Raw genomic sequence first — 22,744 nt, forward strand, 5'->3', positions numbered from 1 at the left:
ATTTTTTGATTGATTGAAATTAAAAATAATTTGCATAGCATGAGTTACGGTAAATTTTTTTTTGATAAAAATAAAGCAAAAGAGAAACGATTTATTATGACAATATATACTTAAATTGGTATCATATAGTTTCTTAATTTAGTAGATATAAATAGATTATGAAAGAAATAAAAATTGAATCCATTCTTCAGGTTTATGATGATTTTGATGAGTTACCAGAAGCGGTAGCATCTTTAATGACACAAGCCTCTGAAGCTAGAGGCAGAGCGTATTCCCCTTATTCTAATTTTAGTGTTGGTGCAGCGTTATTGCTAGACAATGATGAAATTATTACGGGAAATAATCAGGAAAATGCATCGTATCCGTCTGGTTTGTGTGCCGAACGTACAGCTATTTATTATGCAGGTTCGCAGTTTCCAGATGCTAAAGTGGTTAGAATGGCTATTATTGCAGGTTCTAATATTAAGCATACAATGGCTCCAATTCCACCATGTGGTGCATGCCGCCAAGCAATTGCCGAATATGAAGTGAAGCAAAATGCACCTATTGAAATCTATTTTATGGGTGAAACAGGAAAGGTTGTTAAATCAGAATCGCTTGCCAATCTATTACCTTTAATTTTTGATAAGACTTTTCTTTAGAGTTTTTGACTTCATAAAGTGAGGTTTATAGTAATTTTACGATTTTCGGTTTTTTCGTTAATAAGTAAAGTGTTACTTTTGTTTATTCGTTTATCAAATTAACGTAACTAATGCAAAAGATAACCAAAGAAGTATACCTAAAGTGGTATGAGGACATGTATTTCTGGAGAAAGTTTGAAGACAAACTAGCAGCCGTTTACATTCAACAAAAAGTAAGAGGATTTCTTCATTTATATAATGGTCAAGAGGCCATATTAGCAGGCGCTTTGCATGCTATGGATTTAACCAAAGATAAAATGATAACTGCGTATAGAAATCACGTTCAGCCAATTGGTATGGGTGTGGATCCTAAACGTGTTATGGCGGAACTATATGGTAAAGCAACAGGTACCTCTCAAGGATTAGGTGGCTCCATGCATATTTTTTCAAAAGAACACCGTTTTTATGGTGGTCACGGTATTGTTGGTGGTCAAATTCCGTTAGGTGCAGGTATTGCATTTGGTGATAAGTATCATGACCGTGATGCCGTTACACTATGTTGTTTTGGTGATGGTGCTGCAAGACAAGGTTCACTTCACGAAACCTTCAACATGGCTATGCTTTGGAAATTGCCAGTTGTTTTTGTTTGTGAAAATAATGGCTATGCTATGGGAACATCTGTTGAACGTACAGCAAACCATACAGATATTTGGAAGCTTGGTTTAGGTTATGAAATGCCTTGCGGACCAGTAGATGGTATGAATCCAATAAAAGTAGCTGAAGCTTTTGATGAAGCTATTCAGCGCGCTAGACGTGGAGATGGCCCTACATTTTTAGAGCTTAAAACGTATCGTTATAGAGGGCATTCCATGAGTGATGCGCAGCATTATAGAACCAAAGATGAGGTTGCCGAATACAAGAAAATTGATCCAATTACGCAAGTAAAAGAAATTATTCTTGATAAGAAATACGCTACCGAAGCAGAGATTAAAGCAATTGATAAACGTGTGAGAGCTTTAGTGGACGAATGTGAAAAGTTTGCTGAAGATTCGCCGTATCCAGAAAAGAACGTGATGTACGACGCTGTTTACGATCAAGAAGATTACCCATTCATACAACATAAAATATAAACAATGGCTCAAATTATAAACATGCCACGCTTAAGCGATACCATGGAAGAAGGTACCGTTGCCACGTGGTTGAAGCAAGTTGGAGATAAGATAGAAGAAGGAGATATCCTTGCTGAAATTGAAACTGATAAAGCCACCATGGAATTTGAATCGTTTCACGAGGGCACCTTATTACATATTGGTGTTCAAGAAGGTGAAACCACTAAAGTAGATGAACTTTTAGCTATTATTGGCGAGGAAGGTGAAGATATTTCAGATCTGTTAAAAGGAGATTCAAAAGCCAAAAAAGAAGCAGATACATCTGAAGATGCGGATGCAGACGATGACGAATCTGAAAATGATTCAGAGGATAAATCTGAAGAAAAAGATACGGAAGATTCTTCGAAAGACGATACAAGTGAAGAGACTGAATTGCCAGAAGGTGTAATCGTTGTTACCATGCCGCGATTAAGTGATACCATGGAAGAAGGGACTGTTGCTACGTGGTTGAAAAAAATTGGTGATACGGTTGAAGAAGGTGAAATTTTAGCAGAAATTGAAACTGACAAAGCCACTATGGAATTTGAATCCTTTCAATCTGGTACTTTATTACATATAGGTTTAGATGAAGGCGAAACGGCAAAAGTGGATGCCCTTTTAGCTATTATTGGACCAAAAGGAACGGATGTTTCAGCTATTGCTAAAAACTTTAAAACTGAAGATGATTCAGATAAAAAAGAAGACAAGCCTAAAGTAGAAAAATCAGAATCTAAAAAAGAAGATAAAAAAGAATCAAAATCCGATTCGAAAAAAGAAGCAACTGCTTCTTCAGGCACAAATAATACAGTTTCAAAATCAGCATCAAACGCTTCTGGACGTGTGTTCATTTCGCCATTAGCTAAAAAAATGGCTGAAGAACGCGGTATTGATATTTCACAAATAACAGGATCTGCCGAAAATGGCCGTATTGTAAAACGCGATGTCGAGAACTTCAAACCTGGAGCAACGTCTTCAGCCGCTGTTGGAAAATTTGTACCAACCGGTGAAGAGGATTTTGATGAGGTGAAACATTCGCAAATGCGTAAAATAATAGCCAAGCGTTTAGCAGAATCTAAATTTACGGCACCACATTACTATTTAAATGTGGAGTTTGATATGGAGAATGCTATGGCGTTCCGTGGGCAATACAATTCTATTCCGGACACAAAAATTTCATACAATGATATTATTGTGAAGGCTTGTGCCTTGGCATTAAAGAAACATCCGCAGGTAAATTCACAATGGTTTGATGATAAAATGAAACTAAATAATCACGTTCATATTGGTGTTGCTGTTGCTGTTCCAGACGGATTAGTGGTGCCAGTTGTGCGTTTTGCAAATGAGCAATCCTTACCTCAAATTGGCGCTGCGGTTAGAGAATATGCAGGAAAAGCGAAAAACAAAAAACTTACACCTCAAGAAATGGAAGGCAGTACGTTTACCATTTCTAATTTGGGAATGTTTGGAATTGAAAGCTTTACATCTATTATCAATCAACCAAACTCTGCTATTTTATCTGTTGGAGCTATATTAGAAAAGCCGGTTGTAAAAAATGGTCAAGTAGTTGTAGGAAACACAATGAAGTTAACCATGGCTTGCGATCACAGAACGGTTGATGGTGCTACAGGATCAGAATTTCTTTTAACCTTAAAAGGTTATATTGAGAATCCAATAACCATGTTAGTGTAATTTATATTTAAAAAGTATAACCTTATATATTTAGAAAATCCTGCTAAACCAAGCAGGATTTTTTTATATTTAAACTTTAATCAAAGTCAGATAATTTTATCGGCAGACATTTGATTTATTTCAAGGAAACAAGCCTGCTTGAAGCATTTGCTTCCAAGGCTATCATTAATGGAAACAGTTCCGATATGTATCGGGATGGCAAATAAAAAACGAGTCTGTTAAAGGCAGGCAATAAAAATTAACACATGAAAAAGCTCATCTTATTATTTGTTGCTATCAGTATTTTTAGCTGTAAAACAAAACAAGAAAATCAACAAGTTAAAACTGTTGAAAATATTACTATAACAGCTAGTGAGGTAAAGGAAACCGTTTCCTTCTTGGCATCCGATGATCAAATGGGTCGTGGTACAGGTAGTGTTGGAATTGACGTTTCTGCAAATTATATTGAAAAGCAATTAAAAGAATTTGGCATCAACCCTTATTATGATACTTATCGCGATCATTTTAAAGTTCAAGAAATGGATGCCTATAATGTTGTAGGTTTTTTAGAAGGTACAGATGCAACGCTAAAAAATGAAATCATTATCATTGGTGCGCATTATGATCATATTGGGACTAAAGCAAATAGGATTGAATCTGATTCAATTGCTAATGGCGCCAATGACAATGCAGCTGGAACGTCTTCTGTTTTGGCCATGGCACGCTATTTTGGAGCTAAAAAAACGAATAAACGTAGTTTGATGTTTGTATTGTTTTCGGCTGAAGAAATGGGCTTATTAGGTTCTAAACATTTAGCAAATAGACTCAAAGGTGAAAATGCTAATTTATACACAGTTGTAAATATGGAAATGATTGGTGTGCCTTTTAAAGATCGTGACTATGTGGCTTTTGTAACAGGTTATGGTAAGTCCAATATGGCTGAAAAAATTAACGGTTATATTGGATCTAATTTTTTAGGAGAATCTGAAGTAGCTAAACAATATAACTTATTTAAGGCATCAGATAATTATCCGTTTTATGAAGTATTTAAAATGCCTTCACATACTATTTCGTCTTGCGATTTATCAAATTATGATTTCTACCATCACGTAGGTGACGAAATAGATAAATTGGATTATGACCACATGGCTAGTTTAATTAATCAATTGATTCCAGGTATTGAAAAAATGAGTAATACGGCAACCCAAGAAATTAAAATGAACGATGAGTAAAAACGTTATAATTACGGGAACAAGTAGAGGAATTGGGTTTGAATTAGTCAAGCAATTTTCAGAAAAAGGCTATCAAGTTTTAGCATTATCAAGAAATGCAAAACCCATTTTAGACTTAAAGCTACCTAATGTAACGGCTTTTCCTTTCGATTTATCAAAAAAAGCCGACTTCCATAAAGTAGAAACGTTTGTGAAAAATGAATGGAACCACGTCGATATTCTAATTAATAATGCGGGTGCACTACTTAATAAACCCTTTTCTGAAACCACATTGGAAGATTTTGAATTCGTTTATAAAACCAATGTTTTTGGTGTAGCGGAAATGACACGTGTTATTCTTCCGTTTATGAAGAGTCAAAGTCATGTGCTAACTATCAGTTCTATGGGCGGCGTTCAAGGTAGCATGAAATTTCCAGGCCTAGCAGCTTATAGCTCCAGCAAAGGTGCCGTTATAACATTAACTGAATTATGGGCAGAGGAGTATAAAGAAACGGGTATCTGTTTTAATGTTTTAGCATTGGGTGCTGTACAAACCGAAATGCTTGAAGAAGCATTCCCAGGATTTGAAGTGCCCATGACACCAAAATCTATGGCAAATTATATTTTTGACTTTTCTACAACCGGTCAAAAACACTATAACGGAAAACTTTTACAAGTATCCAATTCTACGCCATAAAATTCTTTATATCAGAATATTGAACGTTTTGTTTAACGTTTGCTTAAGAGTTTTTCTTACTGAACATACCATTTAAAGTAATTATTTGGCACTTTGTAGAATAAATTTTTAGTAAAGAATAAATAGTGCTTCATTTGATTAAATATTAATTATTATGAAGGAAAATCAACTATTCAAAGGCTTAATGATGAGCCTAATTTTCATGACTTGTGTACTACAAACTACAGCACAAGTTTTTCAACGCGCGGAAGCGGTTTCTGGTTTAGGAAACCTTGAACAAAATAGTGGTGTTGCAGTTGCAGATTACAATGGAGATAATGCTATGGATATTTTTGTAGTAGCAGAAGCCATCGATGTAAATGGTATTGAACGTACACATAGTAAATTATTTAAAAATAATAACGACGGTTCTTTTACAGATGTAACGGTAGCTGTTGGTTTAAATAATATGTTAATTACAGATTACAGTCAAAATGGTGTATTTTATAGCTTTGACGGATTTAAACAAGGTGCTTTTTGGGGGGATTATAACAATGATGGTTTTCCAGACTTGTTTATAACCAACACCTTTAATGTGTTATTATATCAAAATAATGGCGATGGTACATTTTCTGATATTACTGCCACCGCTGGATTTAATTTAGCTACTACCTGTCAGTATATGGGAGCTACTTGGTTTGATTATGATAACGATGGGTTTTTAGATATCTATATTAATGATTGGGGTGGATGTTCTTCCAACCTGTTATATCATAATAATGCCGATGGGACATTTACTGATGTAACGGTTTCTACTGGAATTGCAGAAGTGACACCTAGAGAAAGTTTTACAGCCATGCCTTTTGATTTTAATCAAGATGGGTTTATGGATTTATATGTCAGTAATGATTTTGATGAAATTAATTATTTGTACATCAATAATGGCGGTACAAGTTTTACAGAACAAGCTAGTGCAGTTGGTTTAAATAATAATTTTGATGACATGGGTATTGCCATGGGAGATTATAATAATGATGGATTTTTTGATTTTTTCATTACAGGAATAGATGAAACGGCCTTATTTACGAATTCAGGAACCAATACATTTACAGAGAATAGTTTAGCCAATAATATTGCTGGTAACGGATGGGCTTGGGGTACCAAGTTTGCTGATTTCGATTTAGATGGTGATGAAGATTTGTTTATTGCAAATGGATATACCTTCGAAAATAGAAATGCAGAGTATAATGTGTACTATAAAAACAAATATGTTGAAGGGGATAATAATTTTGAAAATGCTACAATGGCATCAAATCTTCATGATTTAACAATTAGTATTGAAGCGGTTGATTTTGATTATGACAATGATGGTGATTTAGATTTATATCTTACCAATAGTGATATCAACTCTTTTTTATATGAAAACACGTTATTAAATGTGGGTGACCCAAATCCGGTACATTTCTTTAAATTGTCTTTAGAAGGAACAACCTCTAACAAAAGTGCTATTGGTACGGAAGTAACAATTACTACGGCTTCTGGGACTTTTAAGCGTTACTTTAATGGAGTTGGATTTTTAGGTCAGAGCATCAAACCTGTTCATTTTGGATTAAATGCAGATACTCAAATTAGTGATGTTACTATTAAATGGCCTTCAGGGATTGTAGAATCGTATCAAAATATTGCTGCTGATTCTCATTTTAAAGCTACTGAAGGTGTTGGTATGGTTGATTTAATGATTTCACCAAGTGTTAAAATATTTGGTTGTACAGATCCAACATCATGTTCGTACAATCCGTCAGCAACAGTTGATGATGGTTCATGCACCTATTTGGCTTCTGATGTTATTACAGGTGCTACTACAGTCGGTTTTTTAAGCGAAGAAACGTACACCTATCCGTTATCTGATCCAAGCTCTACACTATTATGGACTATAACAGGAGGAGAATTAGTTAGTGGTCAAGGAACAAATAGTTTTACTGTAAAATGGGGAATTAATGATTCAGGAAAAATAACTGTAAAAGAAACGAGTACCTTATGCTCTAGTCCAGTTATTGAATTAGATGTGGATATCGTCATTTATGAAACTCCAGACAACGTATCCATTGCTAGACTTTGGAATGAGGCATTACTTGAAGCAATTAGAAAAGATTTTGCTAGACCAACCGTACACGCTAGAAATTTATTTCATTCCAGTGTTGCTATGTACGATACTTGGGCAATTTATGATAAAATTGAAAACCCTGGGAACGGACAACACGGTGATCCATATTTAGTAGGAAATACAGTGCATGGTTTTACGAGTACGCTTCAAGCTTTTACACCATTAGAAAGTAATACAGTGTCCGTTAATAAAGCAGTAAGCTACGCGATGTATAGATTATTGACGCATAGATTTCAAAATTCACCTGGTGTTTTTCAAACACAGCAGCGTTTTAATTTCTTAATGGATCAGTTGGGCTATAGCACTGGCGTGACATCTACAGATTATACTACAGGTAATGCAGCTGAATTAGGAAACTATATTGGCCAAATTCTAATAGATTACGGGAATTCTGATGGCGCAAGAGAAGCTACAGGCTATGATAATGGATATTATCAGCCAATTAATCCACCGTTAGCGCCAGCTTATGAAGCTGTTTCATTAACGGATCCTAATCGCTGGCAATCATTAAGTTTAGATACGTATATTGATCAAAGTGGAAATTTAATTGATGGGGATGTTATAAACTTTTTAAGTCCAGAATGGGGAGATGTTACGCCATTTGCTATGACAAATGCAGATAATGATGTATTTCAACGTGATGGTGATGATTATAGTGTATACCACAATCCTGCAAATCCACCATATATTGATAATACCAATACAAGTGTTTCAAGTGAAGCTTATAAATGGAACTTTTCATTGGTGTCAGTTTGGGGTTCTCATTTAGATCCAGCTGATGGTGTTATGCTAGACATCTCGCCAGGTTCTATTGGAAATACACCTATTTCTTCATTTCCTACAGATTACACACAATACCCAACATTTTATAACCGTGTTAGTGGAGGCGATCCAGGGACAGGACGTAATTTAAATCCTGTAACTAATCAGCCTTACCAAGCACAAGTCGTGCCTCGTGGTGATTATACACGTGTGTTAGCCGAGTTCTGGGCAGATGGTCCAGATTCTGAAACACCTCCAGGTCACTGGTTTACATTGTTAAATCATGTATCTGATAATCCATTATTGGAGAAAAAACTGAATGGAACAGGACCCGAATTAGTTCCTGTAGAATGGGATGTGAAATCGTATTTTATTTTAGGTGGTGCCATGCATGATGCGGCTATTACAGCTTGGAGTATAAAAGGATGGCATGATTATATTCGTCCAATTTCAGCTATCCGTTATATGGCAGATTTAGGTCAAAGTTCAGATGATCAATTAGCTAGCTATAACCCGCAAGGTATTAAGCTCGAACCTGGTTTTGTTGAATTGGTAGAATCTGGCGATCCACTTGCTGGTGGTTTCGACCAAAATGTGGGTAAAATTAAATTATACTCATGGAAAGGTCCGGACTTTGTAAGTAACACAGATACCGATACTGCTGGAGTAGGTTGGATTTTATCTGAAGATTGGTGGCCTTACCAAAGACCATCGTTTGTAACACCACCTTTTGCTGGTTTTATTTCAGGACATTCTACGTACTCAAGGGCTGCAGCTGAAGTTATGACCCTTATTACTGGAGATGAATATTTCCCTGGTGGAATGGGTGAGTTTGTAGCATATAAAAATGATTTTTTAGTTTTTGAAGAAGGTCCATCTGTGGATATTACCTTGCAATGGGCAACATATCGTGATGCATCAGATCAATGTAGTTTATCAAGAATCTGGGGAGGAATTCATCCACCAGCTGATGATATTCCAGGCCGTATAATTGGTGAAACTATTGGTATTGAAGCGTACAATTTTGCTATACCTTACTTTAATGGTTCTACATTAGGAGTTGATAGTTTTGCTTTGAATACGTCAACTATTTATCCTAATCCAGTATCTTCTGGTGGTGCTATTAATATTACCTATGCAAACCCAGATGATAACTATAAACTATATGATGTAAGTGGTCGTTCCATTACCCTATCTAATACACAGTATGATGGATTTAGTGGGAATGCTAGAATAACCATTCCTCCTTCAACAGCTACTGGAGTTTATATCCTATCTGGAAATAATTTTTCACAGAAAATCATTGTTAGTAGAAACTAATAAATTGATTTTATATTTAAACAAAGAAGGCTGCATTTTGCAGCCTTCTTTGTTTTTAAGCAGGTTCTAAAAGACGTTTGCTTTTTATTGTTAAACATGCATGGGATTCTATAAAAAATCATAATTTTGCAATCCAAATACAGCATGATGTCACAAACAACAAATACCATATTGATGATTCGCCCAGTTCATTTTAGAATGAATGAACAAACAGCGGTAAACAATTATTTTCAGGAAGAAATAGATCTTAAAAACGCTGAAATTAATACGAAAGCGCAAGAAGAGTTTGATGCTTTTGTTAATAAACTGCGTGCTGTTGGTGTTTCGGTAATTGTAGAAAATGATATCAAGTCATTAAATGCACCAGATTCAATTTTTCCAAATAACTGGGTGAGCTTCCATGAAAATGGTGATGTAGCACTTTACCCTATGTTTGCTAAAAACAGACGTGTGGAAAGACGTGAAGATATTCTTTTACGCTTGGAAGAAGCTGGCTTTAAAATTGAAAACATTATTGACTACACAGAAGCAGAAAACGAAGGTGTATTTCTTGAAGGAACCGGAAGTCTGTTGTTGGATAGAACTAATAAAAAAGCCTATTGCGCATTATCGGCCAGAGCGGATGAAGATTTATTTATCGAGTTTTGTGAGGATTTTGATTATGCACCTATGTTGTTTACAGCATTTCAGACAGTAGAAGGAAAACGTTTACCAATTTATCACACGAATGTGATGATGTGTCTAGCCGAAAAATTTGCCGTAATCTGTTTAGATAGCATAGATGATAAAAAAGAGCGTAAATCTATTGTAAAGAGCTTAAAAGAAGACGGAAAAAGTATTATTGCAATTACAGAAGCGCAAATGCATCAGTTTGCTGGAAACATGCTCCAGGTTCAAGGACATTTAAACCAGCGGTATTTAGTTATGAGCAAAGCAGCTCATGACAGTTTAACCGTTGCTCAAATAAACGAAATTGAAAAGCATTGTCCTATTTTATCAAGCTCGTTAGAAACTATTGAAACGTGTGGAGGTGGAAGTGCACGTTGTATGATGGCCGAAGTGTTCTTGCCTAAAGCCTGAAAATTTTATACTACAGGATTGGATTTAGGTAACTCAATGTAAAATGTTGTTCCTCTATTAAGGCTACTTTCTACCCAAATTTTACCCATATTAAGATCAACTAATTCTTTACAAATAGTTAGTCCTAAACCAGTACCTTTTTCATTACTGGTACCAACTGTTGTGAATGTGCTGTTTTTAAATAGCTTCTCAATATTTTCTGGTGCAATACCAACACCTGTATCTGAAATACTGATTATTGAGCGTCCATTACTTATCCGGTTTGCTACGGTAATTGTATCTCCCGATTTACTAAATTTTATGGCATTGGTTAGTAAGTTTTGAACAACAATTTCAATCATACTTCGATCTGCATAAACAAAATCGTGTAAGGTTTGGTTGATTAATGTAATGCCCTTTTTCTCTAATTTTTGTTCTAATAAGTGTGTCTTTTCTTCAAATACTTCTTGAATATCAAATAAACTAGGATTGGATTCTAAAGATTGCATTTGCGATTTAGACCAGTTTAATAAATTGAAAAGCAACAAGGATGCATTGTTAGCATTTTCACTTAATTCAGGAATTAACGAATTAAATTCAGACTGTGTTAACGAGCCATCATTTAATAAATCAATAAATCCTTTAATGGATGTTAGTGAATCTTTTAAATCATGAGAAACAATGGAAAATAAACGATCTTTAACCTTATTAATGTCTTCTAAATGTTTGGTTTGCTCTAAAATAGCCGCATTTTGTAATTCTATTTTCTGATTTTTTTCTTCTAAATCTCGTGTGTATTTTAATCGGCTGTTTCGCTTGGAATAGATCAACACAAAAAAGATGAGGACAATGGCAAATACTGCTAATAAGATATAAAACACGAACCTCAAGTCATTAAGTTTTTTCTCGTTTTCCGTATTCTCTTGTTCGTGCTGTGCTAATATATTAGACTCAACTGATTTGCTAATAGCATTGATATCTGTTAAAGATGGTACATTAGATGCTGGTTCAGCTTTAGGTAACTGATTTTGTAAATCAATCCGTTTTTTAAGATTATAATAATCGCGTTGCCATTCAAAAGCGCGTTCATAATTTCTGTTGGTGGAATCTAAAACCGTCATCAATCTATAATTCATTAATAACTGCTGATCGTTTTTTAAAGATTTGGCAATATTACCCGCTTCCGTTAATTGAATCTCAGCAATAGTGGTTTTGTTTTGTTGTAAATTAAGTTTCCCTAAATTATTAAGTGAAATTAATAATCCTAATTGATTGTCCGTTTGCCTATTTAATTTCAGACCTTCTAATAAATAGCCTGTAGCAACATCATAATCTTTAAATTGAAGATATTCACCACCTAAACGCGGTAAGATTTCGCCTTTTAAGGAATCGTTTTCTTCATTTAAGTCACGAAGTACTTTTTCGTAATAATCAATTGCTTTTCGGTTTTCCTTTTCAAGAGAATAAAGTTCAGCAAGCTTTTTATGCGTTGTAATTATGCCTGCTTTATCATTTAATTTCTTTTCTATCTCCAGGCGCTTCAGGTTGAATTCAATTGCTTTAGCACGATTGTTAATATGCTCATAAGCATCAGCTAAATTCTTATAGGCAGAACATAACTCCTTGTTTAAGCCGCGTTTTTCTAATTCAATAATAGCGGATAATGAATACTGTAATCCTTTATTATAATTGCCACGAGCTATCTCAATAAGACCGATACTATTATTTACTTTTGCAATGCTTAAAGTATCTTTTAAAGCAATAAATAAGTCTTTAGATTTGGTGTAGTTATCAATAGCATTTATATAATCATCCTTTTCAGCAAATATTAAAGCTTTATAATAGGTGATTGCTGCATTTCCTTTTTGATAATTTAAGGCATTTGATAATTTCTCGCTTTCAGAAATGAATTTTAAAGATTTTGCGTATTCTTTACTATCATAAAGCGATTTGATAAGCTTGAGCGAGGTTTCAACTTTAGACGTATCAGATTTTTGAAATGCTAATTGTATAGTAAGACTATCCTGTTCTTTTGTTTGGGAGAAACAAATAAAAACAGAAAGAAATAGTAACAAAGTAATTAATTGCCTCATACAATTATAAAGCTACAACGAGCAGTATAATCAAGCTTAATTAAAATCTTGAGATACAACGTTAAAGCAGGTAATGTGTTAGTTTAAATAGCCCATTAATTTGGGATCAATAGCATTTACTTCACAAAAATTGTTAAAAGAGATATAAAATGCTAATTTTTAGGTTTTAATACCAATAAATTAGTTGAAATGACCAATCACTTTTTCTTCAAAAAAACCGATTCCGACTAACGGTAATTATCTTGGAATAACGACACGTTTGTCGATGAAATGCACATGAGGTTTTACCTGTATATTTCATCGATAAATAGACGTATTTGATTGAATGACTTGTTAGACAATTGCTAATCTCCGAAAACGCGAATCTTACGTTCCTCTTAACTTGGGCCACTAACTAAATAGATAAGACCAGTAATTCTAACTATAAATTGCATGAATAACTTGTATTAAAATAGTATCTTTGCACTCTTAAAAATGTAAAAATGAACCTTCAAGAAACCCTTTCAGAATCTGTAAAACAAGCGGTAAAATCCATTTATAACGTTGCTATTTCTTCAGTAGAATTTCAAGCAACACGTAAAGAATTTCCGGGCGATATAACTATTGTTGTCTTTTCTATGTTGCGCGAAGTTAAAGGAAACCCTGTTCAAATTGGTGAGCAAATTGGTCAGTTTTTAAAAGATAATCTGGACGTCGTTATAGGTTTCAACGTGGTTAAAGGGTTTTTAAATATTGAAATTGAAGATGCCTATTATCTAAATTTTTTCAATGCTATTTCTCAAAAAAGCGACTTTGGGTTTGTAGAGGCAAAACAAGATGATAAAGCTGTTATGGTGGAATATTCTTCACCTAACACAAACAAACCTTTGCATTTAGGACATATTCGAAATAACTTATTAGGGTACAGTGTTGCCGAAATTATAAAAGCTTCTGGTAAAAAAGTATATAAAACCCAAATCATTAACGATCGTGGGATTCATATTTGTAAAAGTATGTTGGCTTGGGAACGTTATGGGAACGGTGAAACGCCAGAATCTACAGGATTAAAAGGTGATAAGCTGGTTGGGAATTATTATGTAAAATTTGATCAGGAATATAAAAAGGAGATTGCAGAACTCATCAATCAAGGGAAAACTGAAGCTGAAGCTAAACAGGAAGCGCCTATTATAGTGGAAGCTCAAAATATGCTTCTTAATTGGGAAGCAGGTGATGAGCACGTTGTTTCACTTTGGAAAAAAATGAATGCATGGGTTTATAGCGGCTTTGATGTGACCTACAAAAACTTAGGTGTTAATTTTGATAAGCTCTATTACGAAAGTGAAACCTATTTATTAGGTAAAGAGTTTGTTGCCGAAGGATTAAAAACAGGGGTTTTCTTCAAAAAAGAAGACGGATCTGTTTGGTGTGATTTAACCGAAGATGGTCTGGATGAAAAAATTGTATTGCGTGCCGATGGTACAGCCGTTTATATGACGCAAGATATTGGAACAGCTATTCAACGTGCTAAAGATTATCCGGATGTTGGAGGCATGGTTTATACGGTTGGTAACGAGCAAGATTATCATTTTCAAGTCTTATTTTTAATTTTGAAAAAATTAGGATTTGATTGGGCTAAAAACCTCTTCCATTTAAGTTATGGAATGGTAGATTTGCCAAGTGGTAAAATGAAAAGTCGTGAAGGCACTGTTGTAGATGCAGACGATTTAATGCAGGATATGACGAATACAGCCGAAGAAATTTCAAGCGAACTTGGTAAACTTGATGGTTATTCAGAAACCGATAAACAAGAACTCTATCAAACTATTGGTATGGGTGCGTTAAAATATTACATTCTAAAAGTAGACCCTAAAAAACGTATTTTATTCGACCCAAAAGAGTCTGTAGATTTTCAAGGAAATACAGGGCCTTTTATTCAATATACGTATGCGCGAATTCAAGCTATTTTAAGAAAAGCAGATTTTAATATCTCTCAATCTATTACAGATATTGTGTTACATGAAAAAGAACGCGACCTAATTAAGCAAATAGAATTATTTCCTGAAGTTATTCAAAATGCTGCAAACAATCATAGTCCAGCCTTAATTGCAAATTATATTTATGATTTAGTAAAAGGATTTAATTCGTTTTATCAAAATGTTTCTATTCTTGGTGCTGATTCTGAAACTGAAAAGGTTTTCCGTGTTCAACTTTCACAATCGGTGGCACAAATTATTAAAAATGGCTTTAGTTTGTTAGGTATTCATGTGCCAGAACGCATGTAAGTTGTTTTAGACATGGATATTTTTAGTGGAGATTTGCTGTCAAACTATATGTTTTTGATGGTTTTTCGGTTAAAATAAAACGCGAAACGAAAGATTTGGCGTAATTCCTAATGCTACATTTTCTACTAGAATTACGTTGTTATTAGCATCCATGATATAATAACTATTTATGATGTTTTCCGTGTCAAAAATATTCCAAACGGAAGCGCCAATCTGTGCTTTGGTGTGTTTTGAAAGTTGAAAACTATAAATGGCTGAAAAATCAGTTCGCCAATAATCAGGTAAATTTTCTGCATTGGGTTCTCCGTAAACAAGTGTGTTGGAAGCTTCGGTTTGACCACTATCTATTAATGTGTTGGGTTTTCCTGAATGCCAATTCATGCCTAATGCTAATTTCAAACGATTTAACGTGTAGGTTCCAGATACATTTAATTGATGTTTGATGTCTACATTATTTGGAAACTTGTCGCCATTATGTAATTCTGGAAAGGTGTATGCGTTTTTGCTATAAGAATAACTTAACCAAGTGCTAAAATTTTCAAATTGCTTATTGATTAAAAAATCTAATCCTGTTACATGATATGCTCCAATAGAATTGGTGTATTGAAACTGATTTTGAAAACCTTGGCTTCTAGACGAAATGCCATCAACCTGTTTGATGTAGCCTTCCAAACTAATTAATAATTGGTTTTTGTTGTAATGAATTCCGGTGGAAAGTTGCTGACTTTTTATGACTGGAATATCGTCGTTATTAGCTAAAATCCATCGTCTCTTTTCAATGCCTAAAAAATCGTTTTGTAAATCAATAATTTGTGATGTTGTTTGGCTTTTTAGTTCTGCTAAAACTTCAACCCGAAAATTTTCAGCAATAATTTGATTGAAGCTCACGCGTGGTTCAAAATAGAAATCTGAAAATTTCTCTATATAATTTGCCCGAAATCCAAAGCGTGCTCGCGTATTTCCGGATTTCGATTTATAGGTTAATTCGTTATAAAATCCGTGCGTTCGTAACACTTCCTTAATATACCGTCTAAAATTTGGACTGGAAACGTCTTCAAGGTTACTGATGCCAACTTCAGAATATTGGTAACCACCTTCGTAATTTAATTGCGCATCTACGTTGTAAAGAATATGTGCTTTAAAACTACCATCAGTTACTTCGTTTTCTTGAATGAGTTTCTGATTATTGCTCACATCAGCATGATTAGCATACAGATCATATGTGGAAAAATAGGCTTGAAATGTTGTTTGTAATTTAGGATTCCAATTTTTAGAGTACTTGCTATTTATGGCGAAGCTACCTTGTGTAAGTTGACTATCTGAAAGCGTATTGCTGTTGTTTATAGTGGCAGTTTCTTGGTAATCCAAGGCGTTTTCAATGTTTAAAAAACTGACTTCCAATTTGTCCTTTTCGGAAATATCATAAATCAGTTTGGCAGAAACATCATAAAAATAGAATTTTTCCGAGTTTGTTAAAACCGTTTCTGTAGGGTTTGTTAAATCGGAATCTTGAAAAATGCGTTTAAAATATTGCTTATAAGTTGGTGTGTTAAAAACGTCGGTAAGTGAACGCCTTCCTGCAATTTGTAAGCCTATTTTTTCTGAAATAGGAATACTAACAAAAGCATCAGCAGCTAACATATTGGCACCTATTCCTGCTTGTATGCTTTTTGAAATGGTATTGGAACTTTGCATATCAATAATTCCAGAAACACCATCGCCAAATTGTGCGCTAGAACCATTTTTAGAAACTAAAACATGATCAATCAATGATGGATTGAAAGCTGAAATAAGTCCGAAAAAATGGCCGGATTGATACATTTTTACGCCATCCCAAAGAATGAGGTTTTGGTCGTTAGTGCCACCACGAATATTTAAATTAGAAACGCGCTCATCAGCACTTGTAATTCCTGGCAAGGCTTGAATGGTTTGTAATACATCAGGTTCTATCAAGCCAGGTAAAATTCCAAAGGTTTTTAAATGAACATGTGTTGTTCCATCCGCTTGTACTGAAATGCCTTCGGTTAAATAATTATTAAGAATAACCTCGTCCAGATATTGGGTTTTGGTAATATCTGCAAATTCAATAGGTCTGACGGCATAACTATTTTCTGATACCAATTCAAAAATCAAACGCGTTTCAGTTTCTAAATACGTGATGAGTTTTGCTTTTGAAATGTTTTTGCTTGGAGGACGTATTTTTTTATCGGAAATCGTAGCATCAGCATAAGAAAATGACAGCTGGTATTCTTGCTCAATATGTTCTAAAACGGATTGTAAGGATTCTTTATTGGCGGAATTATTTTGAGCTTGCAACATTCCAAACACGCCAAAAAAGCAGCAAAAAAATATAATAAAGGGTTTATTTTTCATGTAAAACAATCAAACCATTTTCTTTAGTATAAGTAATATTTAAAGGTAATGTAATAGCTTTTAAGGCTAATTCTAAATCTGTATGAACAAATTTACCTGTAAATAATACGGATGTGTTTATCGTTTTTGCATCAACTTTCAGTTTATATTGACGCTCCAATTCGTTTAAAACAAATTTGTACGGCATGCTTTTAAACTGACTTTCGTTGTGTAACCAAGCTGGATCTAGATTGTTTTCTTTTTCTTGTGCAATAAATTTCCCATCTAGAATTAAAAATTGATCGCCTGGTTTTAAAACCATATTTTTATGGTCAGTTGTAACCTGTACGGAGCCTTCATAACAAACCACTTCAAAAATATCATTTCTATTTTCTACTAAAAATTGGGTTCCTAAAACGGTAATAGTTCCAGAAGCTGTTTGAACATTAAATTTGGAGCCTTTTTCAACTTTAAAATAAGCTTCGCCATTTAAAGTCAATTCACGTTGGTTTTTCCAGCTTTTTTTATTGTAGGTTATTTGGGATTGTGAATTTAAAGTTACTTCAGAATAATCCGGTAACTCAATCGTTGTTTTTTCAGCGGTTAATGTTGAAATATGTGTGTCTAAAGTCGTTGTGTAATAATACACACTAAACGAAATAGCAATTAAAGCAGCCATCCTTAAAATAGGTTTTAACCATTTTGTTTTTGATTCCGGGTTTTTAGAAATTTCTGCTGAAATAGTTTCATAAGCAACGGACGCATCAAACTTTGGCGCTTTAAAATGCATCAAGTTTTCTGATAATTTCATAAGCGCGTCATAATCATCAAGTGCCTTAAAAGCGGCTAGTTCTTGAGGATTCAAGTCGTCTTGCAACCATTTTTGTATCAGTTCTTCTTGATTCATAATTTACCTATTCATGTATATAACAAGTTCGTTGGTGTTTTTCCTACCTCGTGTTTAAACTATTTATTTAAATTCCTTCAATATCTTTTCGTAAGTGTTTTAAAGCTCCATAAATGCGTTTTTCTACAGCTTTGGTTGAGATGTTTAGCATGTCGGCAATTTCTTTATGTTTTTTCCCTTCAATCCGATTCAATAAAAAGGCCACACGTTGTGCTTCGGTTAAATTGGAAATCGCTTTTTGGAGTTTTACCATATATTCACGTTCTTCTAAAAGGAATTCGGGTGTTTCGTTTGTGGATGATTTGGGTTTTATTTCTTGAAATTTCAATACCACTTTTTGATGCGCCACAGCATTTAACATGAGGTTGTTGGCAACCGTAAACAAATACGATTTTGCTTTAGATGGCTTGATGTCTTTACAGTTTTTCCATAACTTTATAAAAGCCTCTTGAACGTGATCTTGCGGATTTAAATGGCTTCCAAATTTGTAGTATAAAAAATCATGCAGGTTTTTGGCATGCGTTTTAAACAACTTGGAAAACAGCTGTTCATTACAAATATGATCATTTAAATCTTTAGACATTTTTTAATTTCTGTCTGTAAATGTATAAAAAAAGTCATGGCATGGTAGGAGTTTTTGAATTTAAACTGTTTTATAAGAAATGAGTCTAATTAAAACATATATCATGAAACAACCAATCAAATTTATCTTCTTACTTGTCGGGATTCTGTTTTTTACAGTTACCGCATGTCAAGATGAGGTCATTGAAGAAACGCCTCCAAACGAACAAGAAATTATTCAGTCCGATTCCAATTTGGCTAACTTAATGCGAAACACATCAGCAAACGATGGTAGTGTGGATAATATTCTTGATGGTTCGGATTGCTTTACAGTTAATTTACCTGTTACAATTGTGGCTAATGGTATTACCTTAACCATTGAATCGCTTACTGATTTAAGTCTGTTGGAAGCTATTTTTGATGCCAGCAATACCGATGAAGACGATTTAGATTTCCTATTTCCAATAAGCATAATTTTAAACGATTATACCGAGATTGATATCGATTCAATAGAAGCCTTAGAAGCATTTATTGAATCCTGTATTTCAGATAATGACATAATAGAATGTGCTGATTTTGTGTACCCAATTTCCTTTTCCATTTATAACACCAGTTTTCAAATTATTGATACCGTTGTAATAGATAATGATTACGAATTATATATCTTTTTAGAAGGTTTAGATGATGGTAATAATGGTGCTGTTCTAACAAGCTTAAATTTTCCAGTGTCCATTCAATATACAAATGGTACAACGATTGAAGTTGCTAATAATCAAGCATTAGAGGAAGCTATCAATGCGGCTAATGAAAACTGTTTTTATGATTGTGATCTTGATGATGTTATTGAAAATTTACAAGAATGTCATTGGAATATTGTGAGCTATAATAGTGACGATACCTTTATAGAATATGATGTGTTTTTCAACGATAATGGCACAGTAGAATTCATAATAGATTTTATAACGGTTGCTATTGGTGGAAACTGGAGTGCTGCTACAACCAATGAAGGTGTAGTGATTTCAATTTCAGAATTAACGGCTTATGCCGAAGCTTTAGAAGGCGATTGGTTAATTGAAAACTGTAATGATGATAGAATGGTATGGACGCAACAAATAAATTCTGAAACGGTTGAAATGGTTTTGGAGCAAGACTGTCAAGAGAATCCATTTAGTTGTTTTGACGATGTATCTATTACAGCTTGTGATTTTGATAACGACGGATTTGCAATTTTTGAACTGGAGACTCAAGTGTTAGGGAATGTTATTTGTACTGTGGATTTCACACCGTCATTTCATGTAACATTAGGAGATGCTGAAAATAATGTAAATGCCATAGCCCAACCGAATTCTTATTCAAATACCACAAACCCACAAACTGTTTATTTGAGAATTGAAGCTTTAAATGGTGATTTTCAGATTTACGAAATTGATTTAATACTAGAAAATTGTAGTGCCAATTGTTTAGAATCAGATATTGATAACTATTTACAATCCTGTATTTGGAATGTGGTAAGTTATAATGGCGACGACCATTTAATTATGTATGAATTTGATTTTGTTTCAAATTCCGAAGTCATTGTTACAGGTAATGGGATGACTATTACTGCCTTTTGGTCTACTGAACAATCAGGAACTTCCGTAGCGCTTTTATTAAGTGGTGTAAATGGGCCAGATATTCAAGCTGTTAATGAGTATTGGTTGATTGTAGCTTGTGATGAAGACCGATTGGAAATGGTTACTGCCAATAATACAAACATGGTTATGGAACGTGATTGTCCAACCTGTAATAACCCGGGTACTTTAACTAACGATTTAATAATTTATATGCCTTTTGGTAATGAGGTTCGAGATTTAATTGGAGGAACTGTTATTAACGATTTTAGTTTAACCGAAGATCGAGCAGGTAATGCAACATGTGCCGCTTTATTTGAAGGAAATGCTAATTTCTCTATTCCAGTTACAGCTCAAAACCAATTGGTTCAAGGCGATAATTTTTCTGTAAGTGTTTGGTTTAAAATGCAAAATACCACTGCAGGAAATTTTGAAACCATTTTCCAAAAAGGAAGCGTTAATTCCGAAGGGTTTCAATTGGCTGTTTACGATTTAAATACGCCTCTGGTAAGTGATACGACAAACGGTTATGGACTATGGGATAATGATTGGAATGGTGAAGTTGATGTGCAATGGGAAAACACAGATTGGCATCATTTGGTTGTTACGAGAGACTCAAATAATACCATACGATTATATAGAGATGGACAATTACGAAATATTGATGAAAACTCCACGTTCAATATTGATACAGATCCACTGAATGATTATTTTATTGGTCAATTTTTTACAGGACATTTAGATGATTTACGCGTGTACAAACGAACCTTAAGCCCTAATGATGTAGGTGATTTGTATAATCTTGAAGCAGATTGTTTTCAATGTCTATAAACGGTTAGTTATTGGTTTTATTTTTAGTAGAAAAGAGTTGTCAATTATGGCAGCTCTTTTTTATGTAATTAAAATAACAGCATCGCTTTATTAATAGCAATCAAATCATTAAATTTGCATCTTTAAAAATCATAAGAAGTATGTTTAATAATTTAAGTGAAAAGTTAGATAAAGCGTTACACGTATTAAAAGGTCATGGTAGTATTACGGAAGTAAACGTTGCCGAAACCTTAAAAGAAGTACGTAGAGCCCTTTTAGATGCCGATGTTAACTTTAAAATTGCTAAAGATTTTACCGTACGTGTAAAGGAAAAAGCACTTGGACAAAATGTATTAACAACACTTCAGCCAGGCCAATTAATGGTTAAAATCGTTAAAGACGAATTAACCGAATTAATGGGTGGCGATGCAGAAGGTCTGAATTTATCAGGAACACCAAGCATTATTTTAATGTCTGGCTTACAAGGTTCTGGTAAAACAACCTTTTCTGGTAAACTGGCCAATTTTCTAAAAACTAAAAAAACCAAGAAGCCGTTATTAGTTGCCTGTGATGTGTATCGTCCTGCTGCTGTAGATCAGTTGCACGTTGTAGGTGATCAAATTGGTGTTGAGGTTTATAGTGATAAAGGCAATACAGATCCAGTTGCCATTGCTCAAGCAGGTATTGCACATGCCAAAGCAAATGGTTTTAATGTGGTTATTATTGATACAGCTGGTCGTTTGGCAGTTGATGAAGTCATGATGACCGAAATCTCCAACATCCATAAAGCCATCCAACCACAAGAAACCTTATTTGTTGTGGATTCTATGACAGGTCAAGATGCGGTGAATACAGCAAAAGCCTTTAATGATGTCTTAAATTTTGATGGTGTTATCCTGACTAAATTAGATGGTGATACCCGTGGTGGAGCTGCTATTTCTATTAAATCGGTTGTAAATAAACCTATTAAGTTTATTGGTACTGGCGAAAAAATGGAAGCGATTGACGTTTTCTATCCATCGCGTATGGCTGATCGTATTTTAGGAATGGGAGATGTTGTGTCTCTTGTTGAAAGAGCTCAAGAACAATATGATGAAGAAGAAGCTAGAAAACTTCAGAAAAAAATTGCCAAAAACCAATTTGGGTTTGATGATTTCTTAAAGCAGATTCAGCAAATCAAGAAAATGGGTAATATGAAAGATCTTATCGGTATGATTCCTGGTGCAGGAAAAATGATGAAAGATATTGATATAGATGATGATGCATTTAAAGGTATTGAAGCCATGATTCATTCCATGACACCTTTAGAAAGAACAAATCCATCTGTTATAAATGCTAGTAGGAAAAAACGAATTGGACAAGGTTCAGGAACATCTGTTCAGGAGGTGAATCAGCTTTTAAAGCAATTTGACCAAATGGGTAAAATGATGAAAATGATGCAAGGTGGAAAAGGAAAAGCCATGATGCAAGCCATGAAAGGGATGAGGTAATGTTCAGTTGCCAGTTTGCAGTAACAGTTTGC

14 protein-coding genes are annotated in these 22,744 nt (G+C 34.3%); 10 read left to right on the forward strand and 4 right to left on the reverse strand.

Annotation, left to right across the window (positions count from 1 at the left end):
* Positions 1–158 precede the first annotated feature (158 nt).
* The 7 genes from cdd to ctlX all read left to right on the forward strand — a co-directional run bounded on the left by cdd (position 159) and on the right by ctlX (position 10,649).
* Entirely contained in the window at positions 159–641 is a 483-nt protein-coding gene (gene cdd / locus ES675_RS12095; protein ID WP_066253494.1) for a cytidine deaminase, read from the forward strand.
* Between the two features lie 110 nt (positions 642–751).
* Positions 752–1,750 (forward strand): pyruvate dehydrogenase (acetyl-transferring) E1 component subunit alpha, encoded by a 999-nt coding sequence (pdhA, locus tag ES675_RS12100; RefSeq protein WP_066253490.1) that lies wholly within the window; start codon positions 752–754, stop codon positions 1,748–1,750.
* A gap of 3 nt (positions 1,751–1,753) precedes the next feature.
* The gene (locus ES675_RS12105; RefSeq protein WP_066253487.1) at positions 1,754–3,457 is read left to right on the forward strand and encodes a pyruvate dehydrogenase complex dihydrolipoamide acetyltransferase; all 1,704 of its coding nucleotides are present in this window, start codon (positions 1,754–1,756) and stop codon (positions 3,455–3,457) included.
* A 245-nt stretch (positions 3,458–3,702) separates the two neighbouring features.
* On the forward strand, positions 3,703–4,668 hold the full coding sequence (locus ES675_RS12110; RefSeq protein WP_066253482.1) for a M28 family peptidase: 966 nt from the start codon (positions 3,703–3,705) through the stop codon (positions 4,666–4,668).
* Positions 4,661–5,344, forward strand: coding sequence for an SDR family NAD(P)-dependent oxidoreductase (locus ES675_RS12115; protein WP_066253479.1), 684 nt, complete (start codon positions 4,661–4,663; stop codon positions 5,342–5,344). The genes ES675_RS12110 and ES675_RS12115 overlap by 8 nt, the downstream gene beginning before the upstream one ends.
* Before the next feature lie 154 nt (positions 5,345–5,498).
* Positions 5,499–9,569 (forward strand): FG-GAP-like repeat-containing protein, encoded by a 4,071-nt coding sequence (locus ES675_RS12120; RefSeq protein ID WP_066253476.1) that lies wholly within the window; start codon positions 5,499–5,501, stop codon positions 9,567–9,569.
* Positions 9,570–9,716: 147 nt separating this feature from the next.
* Positions 9,717–10,649, forward strand: coding sequence for a citrulline utilization hydrolase CtlX (gene ctlX, locus ES675_RS12125; protein ID WP_066253472.1), 933 nt, complete (start codon positions 9,717–9,719; stop codon positions 10,647–10,649).
* A gap of 5 nt (positions 10,650–10,654) precedes the next feature.
* Here the strand turns inward: ctlX and ES675_RS12130 are convergent, their stop codons facing one another.
* Positions 10,655–12,721, reverse strand: coding sequence for a tetratricopeptide repeat-containing sensor histidine kinase (locus ES675_RS12130; RefSeq protein WP_066253468.1), 2,067 nt, complete (start codon positions 12,719–12,721; stop codon positions 10,655–10,657).
* 482 nt (positions 12,722–13,203) lie between these two features.
* Between ES675_RS12130 and argS the strand changes: the two genes are divergently transcribed.
* Positions 13,204–14,982 (forward strand): arginine--tRNA ligase, encoded by a 1,779-nt coding sequence (argS, locus tag ES675_RS12135; RefSeq protein ID WP_066253465.1) that lies wholly within the window; start codon positions 13,204–13,206, stop codon positions 14,980–14,982.
* Between the two features lie 69 nt (positions 14,983–15,051).
* Here argS and ES675_RS12140 read toward each other — a convergent pair whose 3' ends face one another.
* The 3 genes from ES675_RS12140 to ES675_RS12150 all read right to left on the reverse strand — a co-directional run bounded on the left by ES675_RS12140 (position 15,052) and on the right by ES675_RS12150 (position 18,824).
* On the reverse strand, positions 15,052–17,355 hold the full coding sequence (locus ES675_RS12140) for a TonB-dependent receptor plug domain-containing protein (RefSeq protein WP_066253462.1): 2,304 nt from the start codon (positions 17,353–17,355) through the stop codon (positions 15,052–15,054).
* Positions 17,345–18,241 carry a FecR family protein gene (locus tag ES675_RS12145; protein ID WP_066253457.1) on the reverse strand — a complete coding sequence of 299 codons (897 nt, stop codon included), beginning with the start codon at positions 18,239–18,241 and terminating at the stop codon, positions 17,345–17,347. The genes ES675_RS12140 and ES675_RS12145 overlap by 11 nt, the downstream gene beginning before the upstream one ends.
* Positions 18,242–18,308: 67 nt before the next feature.
* Complete coding sequence (locus ES675_RS12150; protein ID WP_066253455.1) at positions 18,309–18,824, reverse strand: RNA polymerase sigma factor; 516 nt, start codon at positions 18,822–18,824, stop codon at positions 18,309–18,311.
* Between the two features lie 103 nt (positions 18,825–18,927).
* Here ES675_RS12150 and ES675_RS12155 point away from each other — a divergent pair, with 103 nt between their 5' ends.
* Together ES675_RS12155 and ffh are read left to right on the forward strand one after the other, a co-directional pair.
* Entirely contained in the window at positions 18,928–21,243 is a 2,316-nt protein-coding gene (locus tag ES675_RS12155; protein ID WP_066253452.1) for a LamG domain-containing protein, read from the forward strand.
* Positions 21,244–21,383: 140 nt separating this feature from the next.
* Complete coding sequence (gene ffh / locus ES675_RS12160; RefSeq protein ID WP_066253445.1) at positions 21,384–22,712, forward strand: signal recognition particle protein; 1,329 nt, start codon at positions 21,384–21,386, stop codon at positions 22,710–22,712.
* Positions 22,713–22,744 lie beyond the last annotated feature (32 nt).

It is taken from the genome of Algorimicrobium algoritergicola (assembly GCF_008086165.1).
Taxonomy (GTDB): domain Bacteria; phylum Bacteroidota; class Bacteroidia; order Flavobacteriales; family Flavobacteriaceae; genus Algorimicrobium; species Algorimicrobium algoritergicola.